Source organism: Streptomyces sp. NPDC001493 (assembly GCF_053597235.1).
On the sequence record NZ_JBSFHV010000002.1, the window covers coordinates 220,219 to 232,466 of the forward strand.

The 12,248-nt window shown below is 70.3% G+C and carries 8 protein-coding genes; 2 read left to right on the forward strand and 6 right to left on the reverse strand.

What is annotated here, in order from left to right:
• Positions 1-25: 25 nt before the first annotated feature.
• The 6 genes from ACWCWD_RS03530 to ACWCWD_RS03555 all read right to left on the reverse strand — a co-directional run bounded on the left by ACWCWD_RS03530 (position 26) and on the right by ACWCWD_RS03555 (position 9,254).
• Positions 26-787, reverse strand: a complete 762-nt coding sequence (locus ACWCWD_RS03530) for a polysaccharide deacetylase family protein (protein WP_450769917.1) — start codon at positions 785-787, stop codon at positions 26-28.
• A gap of 222 nt (positions 788-1,009) precedes the next feature.
• Entirely contained in the window at positions 1,010-1,522 is a 513-nt protein-coding gene (locus tag ACWCWD_RS03535; protein WP_450769918.1) for a hypothetical protein, read from the reverse strand.
• Between the two features lie 14 nt (positions 1,523-1,536).
• Positions 1,537-3,843: a hypothetical protein gene (locus ACWCWD_RS03540; RefSeq protein ID WP_450769920.1), complete on the reverse strand. Its 2,307-nt coding sequence runs from the start codon at positions 3,841-3,843 to the stop codon at positions 1,537-1,539.
• Positions 3,844-3,854: 11 nt separating this feature from the next.
• Entirely contained in the window at positions 3,855-4,334 is a 480-nt protein-coding gene (locus ACWCWD_RS03545) for a hypothetical protein (protein WP_450769921.1), read from the reverse strand.
• A 291-nt stretch (positions 4,335-4,625) separates the two neighbouring features.
• Positions 4,626-6,929 (reverse strand): esterase-like activity of phytase family protein, encoded by a 2,304-nt coding sequence (locus ACWCWD_RS03550; RefSeq protein ID WP_450769922.1) that lies wholly within the window; start codon positions 6,927-6,929, stop codon positions 4,626-4,628.
• Positions 6,930-7,139: 210 nt separating this feature from the next.
• Positions 7,140-9,254: a glycosyl hydrolase family 28-related protein gene (locus ACWCWD_RS03555; protein WP_450769923.1), complete on the reverse strand. Its 2,115-nt coding sequence runs from the start codon at positions 9,252-9,254 to the stop codon at positions 7,140-7,142.
• Between the two features lie 421 nt (positions 9,255-9,675).
• Here ACWCWD_RS03555 and ACWCWD_RS03560 point away from each other — a divergent pair, with 421 nt between their 5' ends.
• Both ACWCWD_RS03560 and ACWCWD_RS03565 read left to right on the forward strand, forming a co-directional pair.
• On the forward strand, positions 9,676-10,512 hold the full coding sequence (locus ACWCWD_RS03560) for a siderophore-interacting protein (RefSeq protein ID WP_450769925.1): 837 nt from the start codon (positions 9,676-9,678) through the stop codon (positions 10,510-10,512).
• Positions 10,513-10,895: 383 nt separating this feature from the next.
• Positions 10,896-12,122 carry a right-handed parallel beta-helix repeat-containing protein gene (locus tag ACWCWD_RS03565; protein ID WP_450769926.1) on the forward strand — a complete coding sequence of 409 codons (1,227 nt, stop codon included), beginning with the start codon at positions 10,896-10,898 and terminating at the stop codon, positions 12,120-12,122.
• The last annotated feature ends 126 nt before the right edge of the window (positions 12,123-12,248 follow it).

The following is a 12,248-nucleotide window of genomic DNA, read 5'->3' on the forward strand; positions in this document are numbered from 1 at the left end:
AGGGCACCGCCAGGGCACCGCCGGCTCACCGTACGGGGAAGCCGAAGGTGTACCCCTGCTCCTTGAGCCAGGGCAGCACCTCGCGCAGGGCGTCCACGGTCTCGGCGCGATCGCCGCCGGCGTCGTGGAAGAGGACGGTCGGGCCGTTGGCTATCTCGCTCTTCACGGTCGCGACGATGGTCTCCACCCCGGGGTGCTCGAAGTCCTTGGTGTCGACGTTCCAGCCCAGCGGGCGCATCCCCCGGGAAGCGGCCAGCTGACGGCTGTAGGGGGTGAAGGCGCCGCCCGGAGCCCTGTAGTACATCGGCCGGACGCCCCCGGACGCCTCGGTGATCATCTTCTCGGCGTCGAGGATCTCCTTGGACTGGTAGGCCTCGGACTTCTTGTCCATGGTGGTGTCGTGCGAGATCGTGTGGTCGCAGAGCCGGTGGCCGTCCGCCACGACCGCCTTGACCAGGTCCGGGTAGGCCTTGGCCTGTGTGCCCACCATGCAGAACGTCGCCTTCACGCCGTTCTCCTTGAGCAGTTCCAGCACCTTCGGCGTCCAGGTCGGGTCCGGCCCGTCGTCGATGGTGATGTTGACGCCCTTGGGGCCCTGGTCGGAGGCGTGCACGATGCCCACCGCGACGGGGCTGACGGCGGGGGCCGAGGCGTGCGCCTGCGGCTGCCGCTGGACGGAGGTGTCGGCCTGCGCCGTCCACATGGACGCGGCGACGGCCGCGCCCGTCACTCCGAGCGACAGCGCGAAGATCTTGCCGTGCCATCCCCTTCCCTTGTGCTTCGCCATGTCCGCCCGCCCCTTTTGCCGTGCCCGTCGGTGCCGTGTCCGCCGGTGCCGTGTCCGATGCCGTGCACCCATCTACACATGCGAACAGCTGGGCGAGGAAGGCCGGTTACCGACCACGGACAAAGCTGCAGGGGGGCGGCGACAAACGCAGGAGTTCCGCGACAGGGGCGGAGCGCCTCGCCCCCGCAGGTACCGCGGGGGCGAGGCGGTCGACCCGCGCGGCTACTCGCACGGCAGCCGGGGGGCGACCGCCTTCGCGTACGACTTCACGAAAGCCCGCAGCCCGTCCACGTCGGCCTTGTGCCCGGGGCGATAGACGTTCTCGACCAGCACGGAGTAACTCCCGGCCTTCCAGCGTGCGTTCTTGCAGGGAACAACGACCACGGCGCCCAAGTCCCAGTACGCGATCTTTCCGCCCTCGGCTTCGTACAGGCCACCGCGACCACGGTGGTACGCCCCCGCCTTCAGGGCGGTGAAGTCGCCTTCCCACCACGCGCCCTCGGTCTCGAACATGATCTGCCCGTCGATGCGTACCGAGCAGGTCACTCTCAGCCCCTGCCCGGCGTCGCTCGTCCGCTGCTCGATCTCCTTGCCCGGCGGCAGAAGGGGTTCCAGCAGATCGCTGTCGACAGGAATCCCGCACAGCGACGAGGGCACCGCGTACTCGCGCTCCTCACCGCACCCACCGAGGACGGCCACCAGCGGCACCAGGCCGGCCAGGGCAACCGCACGCACAACCCGTCGGCGCATCATGTCGCATCGCTCGCCTGGTACCACGCGGTTCCCTCACCATGACTGTTGCCGGCCTGGGTCCGTGCCGCGTTCTGCAGCTGGGCGACGGTGTCCGGATCCGTGTACGCACCGCCCTGGTTGCTGAGAATGGCCCTGTTCACGGCCGCCGCGCTGGAGTCCAGAATCGCGTCCCGGCCTGCGGCGTACTTCTCGCCTGCCTCCTTCGACGCATCCTCGGCGGAGTCCTTGGCCACCGATTCGAGAATGCTGCTGGTGACGTCCTCCTGCACCCAGCCCAGCATCTCCCCGGCCACGGGGACGCGTTCAGCGACCCCGCCCATGCCCATGCCCATGCTGAGGATCCGGTTCGCCCACTTCGCCTTCTCTTCCGCCGCCTCGTTGAACTCCGCGTCCTGCGCGGTGTGGTAGTCGGTGACCGCGTCGGCGCGCGCACCGCTCATGATTCCCGCGATGGCGGCGCCGGGTGCCACGGCGGCGCTCACCCGGCCGTCCACCGAACCCGCCGACGTGGTGTCGCCGTTGATCGCCTTGTCCACCAGGTCCGAGGTGTACGCCTGCTGCGCGCTGGTGATCGAGGCGTACGCGTCCGGGTCCTGGCCCACGACGGCGAGGAAATTCATCGCCTTGTCCGTGTCGAACGAAGCAGGCTCACCGAACGGCGGGAAGGTGTCGGCCGACTCCCTGTACATGGTGCGCTGGAAATCTCCCATGTACTCCGCGGTGATGTCGCCCATGCTGTCGCGCATCGCGTGGAGGGGGCCGGTCTTGATCTTGTCCGTGTCGCCGCTCTCGTTGTGAGCCAGAAGCTGGGGGTTCTCACCCAAGTGCGCCACCACGCGCTCCGTCAACCGCCCCATTTCGGCGGTGTGCTTCACCGCGTCGCCGTCGTCGTCGTCATAGGCGCGGCCCGTTGCCGCCGCCTCCAGGGCGTGGCCCAGCGCGTCGGGTCCATGGTCGAATGCGTCCTCCGCATCGCCCCCGACAGGCACCACGAGCGTGTCACTGGGCCACTCGAAGTCTTTTCTGGTGAACTCACCGAGGTAGTCGTAACCCAGCGTCTCGCCCTTCCTGACGCTGCCGTCCTCCGCGTAGACCGTCGGTGTGTGCTCGTCGTCGAAGAACTGCAGCGCGGCCTCCGGGCTGTGGCCCAGTCCTTCGAGGACGCTGCCCAGCGGGTCGTATCCGGCACCGACCGCACCCGACGGGTTGAACCCGTAGTTCTGGTCGCCCAGACCCGAGGGCTTGTCCCGCATGAAGAAGTCGGGGTTTTTGTGGTGCAGTTGGGTGATGTGTTCCGCGATCGGGTTGATGAAGCTCGGATCGTAGTGCCCGTACCGCAGGATGCCTCCGAGAATCTGATAGCCGTACGGCCCGCCCGCCCCGGACCTGTCCACGGTGATCCGCTGCGTGCCCAGCTTGCGGAACTCCGTACCCCAACTGGCGTCCAGATGAGTCTTGTTGTCCGGGTCGGTGGCCGTCGCCAGCGAGACACCCATGTTCCGCTGGAGCTCCTTGGCCAGCGCGAGGCGCGTCTTGTTGTCGCCCTCGGTGCCGTCGAGCGACAGGGTTCCGTAGAACTCGAGGACGTCCTTGGGTCCGCCGAGCCCCTTGAAGAACTCCGTGGTGAACTCCGGGTCCGAGCGGTTGTACCTCATGATGCTGTTGAGCTCGGTGAAGTCCTTGTCGCTGATGTCCGCCCCGGCCCTGGCCAGTTCCAGCGCGCGCTGTGCCTGGGCGTCGTCGAGCGATTCGTACGTCGCGTGGCCGAAGTCGTGCCGGTCCGATCCGTGGGCCTTGGCGAGGGCCCTGGACACCGAAGCGTCGATCTCCGTCGCGTGGGCGACCATTCCGGCCACCCGGTTCGCGAGTGCCTGCGCCGCGTCGATGTCGGACTGCGCGTGCTCGTCGGTGTCACCCCGGCGGTGCGGGAAGAACCAGCGCACCCCGCCGTCCCCGGTGTCCTCCAGAGCCGCGCCGATGGCGGGGGCGTCCGTCTCGACGGCGGTCCGGATGCTCTTCTGTATCCCCACGAGCTCCTGGTGCGCGTCGTCGAGGAGCGCCCAGATGGTGGCGGCCTCCGCGTGGGCGTCGGCGAACTCCTTCGACGTCTTCCTGATGAAGTCGCGGGTCACCCCGGCGTTCACGCCCTCCCAGCGGGCGGAGTCGGACTTCGCCCGCAGCCCCTTCTCGGCGCTGTCGGCCAGCACCTTCAGGTGGTCGACGGTCCGTTTCCAGTCCGCGACGGAAGTACCGAGCCTGCCGAGATCCACCTCGGCGACGTCCCTGAGACCCAGATCGGTCATCTCCGCAGCCCCTACTTGAAGTACTCGTTGAGGCGGGAGACGGGTATCTCCTCGCCATTGCCCTGCCGCAAGGACGCCGCGATCAGGGCGTCGTCGTCGGCGTGCAGCGCCTTGGAGTAGTCCAGGTGGTTGGAGATGTGCGCGCAGGCCTGGAGCAGGGACTTCACCTGTCCGTCCCAGACCGACACGGTCTTCTCCAGAGTGGTTCCCAGGGTGAAGTTGTGGGTCTTGAGCGTCGCCGCGGCCTGCATGGTGGACCCGGCGCCGTCCTTGTCCATTCCCGCGCCGGCTATGTCCGCCTGCTTCCCGAGTTGGCTGTGCAGCACGAACGCCTCGTGGCCGACGGCGCCGAGGTCGTCCTGATGGGCCACGAAGTCACCGGCCCCGCCACCGCCCGCGCTCTGATCGGCAGGCAACTGGTTGAGCCGCATGGCCGTCGAACGCTGTTCTCCGACTTCCGACTTGATCTGTTCCCACTCGTTCCAGGCCATGACCGGACCTTCCCCCGTGACACGTGCGCCCCCTGTGAACCACTCAAGTTAGAAAGGCGGTTCGCAGTCGACAAGAAGGTTTCCGGCCTACTCGTACCCTGTTGGCCTGTGCTGACGGGAAGAATTCAGCCGACCTGAGCCGTTCGGTTCGCGAATGCGTCGATCGGGACCATCGGCTCGCCGGCCGGCTCCGCGTCCATGGAGTACGCGAACGGCCGCCGGCGGATCGCCGACGGCCGTTCGACATGGTGCGGCTCAGCCCCGGCGCCTCGGCTCCGGGCCCTCAGCGCCTCATCCGCGCCCGAACACCGCCTCCCGCGACCCCAGCCGCAGGAACACCGTCTCGCCCGTGGCGTCCGCGAGGCCGTCGTTGTCGGTGACGGCGTACACCTGGCCGTCGGCGCCCACGGTGAGGCCTTCGAGTTTCTCCTGCGTCCAGCCGTCGGAGGCCCGGAGTTCGGGCAGCACGTCCTTGGCGAGGGTCTTCGGAAGGACCTGCAACGCGCCTTCCGTAGCTGGGGCCTTGGGCAGGTCCACCGTGTAGATCCGCTTGACCGTGGCGGCGGGGCCGTTGAGCTTGTCGCGCTCGATGAGGGCCAACTTGTCGCCTACGACCGTGATTTCGGAGAGTCCGATCCAGTCGCCCGGGGTGTTCGTGGTGCCGATCCGGTACCCGTACCAGCTCCAGGTGCCGGCCTGGACGTCGTAGCGGCCGAGGCGGACGACTCCGGTGGGGTCGCCCTTGACCTCGCGTTGCAGGGTGGCCCAGACGATCTCGTGGCCCTGGCGGTCGGTGGTGGCGGTGACGCCTTCGAAGCCCTGCTTCGTCAGCCCGGCGGCGATGTCCGCGGGGAGCGGGACGACCTGGCGGGTGGTGCCGTCGCGGTCGAGGCGGACCAGCTGGTTGCCGGTGCCCGTCGCGCCTTCCACGGCGAGCCAGAATCCGCCCTGGGGGCGGGCGTAGATGCCCTCGGCGTCGTAGCCGACCGGGTTGCCCGCCGCGTCCTTGACCGCGAGGGCGCGGGTGATGACCGCGGGGCGGCGGGCCGTGTCGATGGTCAGGATCCGGGTGAGGGAGTACGCGGCGTCGGTCACGGTGTACAGCTCGTGCGGCTTGCCGGGGGCGGCGGAGAGGGCGCCGAGGGCACCCCAGCCGATCGGGGCGCCGGTGGAGTCCGAGGCGGAGAGGATGCTCGGGAACGCGGGGGTGCCCTCGCCCAGCCGGAAGAGGCTGACGGAGGCCCGTACGTTGACCGAGGCGTCGTCCTCCTCGCTGGAGACCGCGAGGAGGTCCCGCGACGGGATCGGCAGCAGCCCCTCGGGGCCGTTGGTGGTGGGCAGGATCTGGCGGAAGACGGGGGCGGTCGGGCGGGTCAGGTCGTAGACGGCGACGAAGTTGCTCCGCTCGGAGCCGACGAAGGCGTACCGCACCCCGTGGAAGGTGGCGACCACCACCCCCTCGGGTTCGGTGCCCTTCTTCGCCGAGCGGTCCTCGTCGTGGAGGCCGTAGCGGACGGCGAGCCGCTCGAAGGTGTTGCCCGCGTCCCAGGCGACCTTGCCGGTACGGCTGTCGAAGACGGACCAGCCGCGGGTTCCGCCCTTCCAGTCGCCCTCGTTGGCGGTCGCGAGGTAGCGGTCGTCGACCCAGCCGACCGCGTCGGGCTCGCGCGGCACGTCGGTGATCGAGCCGGTCTGGTCGATCACCCCGTCCTTGGCCGTGTCGATCCCGTGCACCGTGTCGGTACCGGCGCTGAAGGCCTTGGTGATCCGGCCGGTCGGCAGGTCGATCAGGGCGACGCCGTTGTTCTCCTGGAGGGTGACGGCGAGCTGGTCGCGGCTGTTGACGGAGACGTACTCCGGCTCCGGGTCGGTGGGCTCGGCGAGGCCGGCGGCGGCCAGTACGGGCAGTGCGCTGCCGTCGGGGCGGGTGAACGGTACCGGCCGGGTCCGCCACTGCTGCGGCGAGGCACCCTTCAGGTCGACGATCTGCACGAAGCCGGCCGGGGCCTGCGGGAGATCGCCCTTCTTGCCCCCGGCCGGGGTCGCCTCCTCGTCGCGCTCGTTCTCGATCGCGACGGCGGCGTACCGCTTGTCCTTGGTGATCGCGATGGAGTCCGGCTGGCCGCCCAGGTCGAAGCTGCCGACCCGGCGGCGGTCGCGCAGCGAGATCACGTCGAGGCGGCCGGAGGGGTGGGCGTGGTCGGGGCTGGTGTTGACGACCACGAGGACGTGACCGCCGACCACGGCCACGGAGGTCGGCTCGTCCTCGGCGTCGCCGAGTTCGGAGAGCGACAGCGTGCCGAGGCCACGCGGCTTGCCGGGGTCGCTGATGTCGAGGAAGCCGATACGGCGGGCCAGGGCGTCGGTGTAGACGAGGGTCCGGCCGTCCTCGCTGGTCGCCGAGATCTCGGCGACGGTGGCCGTGGCCGGGTCCTCGCCGGCCGGGCGGTTCTGGAAGACCGGGTAGGTCGCGGTGCGCTGGAAGGCGAGGGGCCCCCGCGCCTGCTGGTGTGCGCTCGCCGCACCGGTACCGGCCAGCAGGCCACCGGCCACGACCAGGGCTGCGAGTGCTGCGTACGTTCTCTTCGGGGGCATCCGTCCTCCGTTGCGCGGCGGTGCGCGGCGATCCACGACCGGGTCGGCCGCGATGGTCCCAGATCCGGGCGATCGGGAGGAGGCGGAGGCGTGAACTCCGGGCAAATGCCGTCCGCGTGGCGGAATCGACCCACGTCCGGCCCGGCCGACTCCCGTACGTATGAAGGCGGTTGAAGGCCGGGCCGGACGAGCCGGCTCACCGCGCGCAGGTCACCACGCCGACGGCGCCGGGGGTACGACGACGGGCGGGCGGTCGTCGCAGGTGAGGGTGTTGGGCAGTTGCCAGGCGCCGAACCAGGGACCGGTGGTGCCGCCGCCTTCGTTGCCGCCGAGGTCGGTCAGGGTGAACTCCGAGCCGGTGGCAGGGAAGTTGAACGCTCCGCAGTTGTTGATGCCGACCGCGCCGACGTTGCGGGCGTCCACGTTCTCGAAGGTCGCCGATCCGGCGGAGCGGGCGCTGATCACCGAGGTGCCGGTGCCGTCCACCCGTACGTCCTTGAAGTGCACGCCGCTGATCCGGTAGGTGTCCTTCACCGGCCAGTCGGTGACCAGCATGAGGGCGTTGTAGGTCGAGTCGAGGTAGCTGTCACCGGTGACCCGGATGTCCGCGTCGATGTTCCGCTCCAGCGCGTAGAACCAGAGGGCGCCGAGCCCGATGTTCCAGTTCAGCTCGTACGTACCGGCGCGGACCGTGGTGTTGCCGGTGAGGTGGAGGTACCCGGCGAAGGGTTCGGCGCCGAAACGGGAGCCGACGTGCAGGGCGCTGCCCTCGCGGACCGGGTCGGCGACCAGGTTGTGGGAGACGGTGGTGTCCCTACCGCCGTAGATCGCGATGCCGTTGGCGAGCACCGGGGACTGCACGGTGTTGTGGTCGACGGTGTTGCGGGCGTCGGCGCTCTTCTCCGACCAGAGGGCGAGGGCGTCGTCGCCGGAGTTGCGCACGAAGTTGTTCCGGACGACCGAATCGGTCACGCCGGTATGGAAGTTGAGGCCGTCGGCGATCTGGTCGGTGATGGTGTTCCCGATGATCCTCAGGTTCGACATCGGGCCGTCGAACCACATGCCGACCTTGGTGTGGTGGACGTACAGCCCCTCGATCACGGAGTCGCCGAGCGCGCCGCCGACGCCGTTCACCTGATCGGTGTCGATGCGCTCGCGCACGTCGCCCTCGATGGCGAAGCCGGAGAGGCGTACGTGCCGGCTGCCGCCGTCCGCCGCGGCCTTGCCGTAGAACCCGACCCCGGTGTGGACCGAGCCGTCGTCCGCCGGTTCGTCCAGGGCGACTTGGCGTCCCTTGATGATCGTGTACCAGCTTCCGGCGCCCTCGATCGTGACGTCGTCCACGACGATGTGCCGGTTGACCTGGTACGTGCCCGGCGGGATGTAGACGGTGAGGTGCGCGCGCCGGGCGAAGGCGATGGCGCGGTCGATCGCTGCGGCCGACTCCCTCCGGCCGGTCGGGTCCGCGCCGAAGGCGAGTACGTTCGCCGCGAGGGTCCTGATGCGCGGGGGCGCCACCAGCTGCGAGTCGAGGACGTCGATGGTCGTCGGCACCGCCCCGGCGCGTGCGGGGACGGACAGCCGGACGGTGTCGCCCGCCCGGTAGGTACGGCCCAGCGCCAGGCGCTGCTCGTCGTAGAAGTGGCTGGGCCGGAACGGCTTGTCGATCACCGGGGCGGGACTGGTGGCGGCGGGTACGCAGCCGCACTCCGTGATCCACCAGTCGTCGTGCAGCAGACCGGCACCGGGGTCGTTGGAGAACGGATACTGGTTGTACAGCCAGGAGTACTGCGACGTGAGCGTGAGGGTCTTCCTGGTCGTGGGCGTACGCCCTTGCGTATGCCCCTGACCGGCCGCCCCGGTCGCGGTCACGTCGAGCGGGGCGGTGATGCCGCCGCCGCCCGGTGCGTCCGGGATGCTGTACCGCACGGTGACCGCGTTGGCGGCGCTCGGCAGCGTGAACTCGACGTACTGGCCCGGCTCCAGGGTCACCGCCCGCCGCCCGGACGCCTCCGCCGGGAGGGTGTACGCGCGCCGGTCGGGGCCGATGACACGGCCGTCGGTGACGGCGTTCTCCGCCTCCTGCTCGGCCGTCCCGAGGTCCGCGCCGGCCCCTGCGACCAGCGCCGGGTCCAGTGCGGCCCGGGTCACCACGGGGGCCGCCGTTCCGGCCGTACCGGCGCGGGCCGTTCCGGATGAAGCCGTACCGGTATGGGCCGTACCGGACTGGGCCGTACCGGTACGGGCGCCGGGGGCGTCCGCCTGGGCGGCCGTGCCGCCGCCGAGACCGAGGCAGATCCCCGCGGCGGCGGCGACGGCCGCCACGGCTCTCCGTCCCGCCCTTCGTCCACTGCTCCGTGCCATCCGTGCCATCGCCAGCTCGATTCTCGTGTGGTGGGCGCGAACCGCCCTGGACGTTCGAGGCGGTTCGGGCGTCGTGAGGTGAGGCGACAGTAGGGACCCGACGGGGGGCGCCACAAGGCTCGTGCGTGAGGTTTTCCTACCTGTTCTCGTTCAACAGGCACTGTGCCATTGATTTTTTGCAGCACTTTGATGGTTCGTTGCAGATGGCGGGAGCGGGCGGGGGCACCGGAGGGTGAGCCGAGGCGCGCGCCGGGCGCGGGCCGAGGTAGGCCCCGGGCGCGGGCGGAGGCGGGCTCCCGGCGCGGGCGGAGGCGGGCGCCCGGTGCAGGAAAACGCCCCGCCCACCTGTTGACGACGAGTTAACTTAGGCTAACCTTCCTTCGTGGCGAAAACCCCCAGGCTCATGCCGAAGCATCCCGTTCTGTTCCGCGGCGAAGTGGTCCGCAGCGTGCGCTTCTCCCCGTCGATGCAGCGGGTGACGATCACCGGTGCCAACCTCGGCGACTTCCCCTGGCGGGGGTACGACCACTGGTTCCGGCTCTTCCTGCGCCGGCCGCACCAGGAAGAGTTCGTCATGCCGGAGCTCGCCGGTGCGAAGCGCTGGTGGGACCCGTACTACGCCCTCCCCGAGGACGTACGGCCGCACTGCGCCAACTACACCGTGGCCGACTTCCGGCCCGGGGCGGCCGAGATGGACATCGACTTCGTGGTGCACTGCGGCCCCGGGGGCGAGCCCGAGGGCGGCGCGGCGATCTGGGCGTGCGCGGCCCGCCCCGGCGACCCGGTCGCCCTGCTGGACCAGGGCGGCATCTTCGACCGTCCGGACGACGCCACCGAGGTACTGGTGGTCGCGGACGAGAGCGGCCTGCCGTCGACGGCCGGCATCCTCCGTTCGCTCCCGCGCGACACCGTGGGACGGGTCATCCAGGAGATTCCGCTCGCCGAGGACCGCCGCCCGCTCGACGCACCCGTCGGCGTCTCCGTGACCTGGGTCGTCCGCGACGACGCGACCGCGGTGCCCGGCGCCGCCGCCCTGGAGGAGCTCCGCCGCCACGACACCGTGGACGCGGCCGGGTACGCCTTCGTCGTCGGCGAGTCCACCCTCGCCACCGAGGGCCGCCGCCACCTCGTCCGCGCGGGCCTGCCGAAGGACCGGATCACCTTCTCGGGCTTCTGGAAGAGCGAGCGGGCGGAGCGCGTCGCGCGCGTCGCCGCCTGAGCACGGGGAGCAGCACGCGGGCGGGGACCTGCAAGCGGGCAGGAACCGGCACGCGTCCAGGAACCGGCACGCGGGCCGCACGGTGTGATCCGTGCGGCCCGCGCCGCTGCCCGTCCCGGCGGTGGCCGACGTACCCCCACAACGGCGCGCGGAGTTCACATTCATAGACGGTAATCATGTACACGTCTATTGACGTGTACATGGCATCCACTTACTGTCCGATGGAGGCGATTGCTCCGCTTGAACCGGCACCCCGGTCACCCACCGGTTCAGGTACCCGAACCATCGTGCTGCCACACGGCAGCACCGGTTCATCCCTGTTCCTCCCCCCACGGCCCCGCCACTCCCCCATCGCGGCGGGCCGGACACCCTGGAGACGAACCATGCAATGGAAGCCCCTGATCGCAAGCGTCGGCGTGCTCGCCGGGACGGTGGTCGCGCTCTCCGGCCCCACCGCGCAAGGCGCCGCCCTCCCCACCGCCTTACCCCTCGGCGCCGGGGCGAGCACCACCTCCGCCCTCGCCGCCGACGCGCTGTACGTGGCGCCGGGCGGCACCGACGGCGCGGCGGGCACACAGTCGGCCCCCACGACCCTGACCTCGGCCATCTCCCGCGTCACGGCCGGCGGGACCATCTACCTGCGCGGCGGGACCTACACGCCCGCCCAGACGGTCACCATCCCGCAGGGCCACGACGGCACGGCGAGCGCCCTCACCACCCTCGCCGCCTACCCGGGCGAGTCCCCGGTGCTGAACTTCTCCGCACAGACCGAGGACACCACCAACCGGGGCCTCGCGCTGAACGCCTCGTACTGGCACCTCGACGGCATCACGGTCGAACACGCAGGTGACAACGGCATCTTCGTCGGCGGCAGCCACAACGTCGTCGAGCACACCGTGACCCGCTTCAACCGCGACTCGGGGCTCCAGCTCTCCCGGATCGCGTCCGACACCCCCGAGGACGAGTGGCCGTCCGACAACCTGATCCTGAGCGCGGAGTCGCACGACAACGCCGACTCGGACGGCGAGGACGCCGACGGCTTCGCGGCGAAGCTGACGGTCGGCCCCGGCAACGTCTTCCGGTACGCGGTGTCCCACAACAACATCGACGACGGCTGGGACCTCTACACGAAGACCGACACGGGTCCCATCGGCCCGGTGACCATCGAGGACTCGCTCTCGTACGGCAACGGCACCCTCAGCGACGGCACCGTGAACTCGAACGGCGACCGGAACGGGTACAAGCTCGGCGGCAACGACATCCCCGTAGACCACGTCGTCCGGCGCAGCATCGCGTACGACAACGGCAAACACGGGTTCACCTACAACCGGAACCTCGGCACGATCGCGCTCTCCGACAACGTCAGCATCGACAACGGCGAGCGCAACTTCAGCTTCGACGGCGGCACTTCGGTCTTCCGCGGCAACACCTCCTGCCGCAGCGACGACGGGTCGAACGACAAGACCATCGGGGACGCCGACAGCTCGAACCAGTTCTGGTCCGGTACGAACGGCTCCCGGTGCTCCGCGTACAGCGGCGCCCTGGGCTGGTCCCTCGCCTCGGACGGCAGCCTCGTGGTGACCTTCGGCGGCAACCGGGTCACGCCCTGACCGACCCGCCCGGGCGCCCCCGCCCCCACCGACTGTGAAGCGGTGGGGGCGGGGGCGCCGCAGCTCACGGTCGGCGTCGCTGCCACCGTGTCCGTGGCCCCGCCGGTGCCGGTGCAGCGCGGGGGC

Bases quoted from the DNA above. Each gene is read 5' to 3' on its own strand.
- ACWCWD_RS03540 (WP_450769920.1), bottom strand. From the start codon at position 3,843: ATGACCGATCTGGGTCTCAGGGACGTCGCCGAGGTGGATCTCGGCAGG.
- ACWCWD_RS03565 (WP_450769926.1), top strand. From the start codon at position 10,896: ATGCAATGGAAGCCCCTGATCGCAAGCGTCGGCGTGCTCGCCGGGACG.
- ACWCWD_RS03545 (WP_450769921.1), bottom strand. From the start codon at position 4,334: ATGGCCTGGAACGAGTGGGAACAGATCAAGTCGGAAGTCGGAGAACAG.
- ACWCWD_RS03550 (WP_450769922.1), bottom strand. From the start codon at position 6,929: ATGCCCCCGAAGAGAACGTACGCAGCACTCGCAGCCCTGGTCGTGGCC.
- ACWCWD_RS03530 (WP_450769917.1), bottom strand. From the start codon at position 787: ATGGCGAAGCACAAGGGAAGGGGATGGCACGGCAAGATCTTCGCGCTG.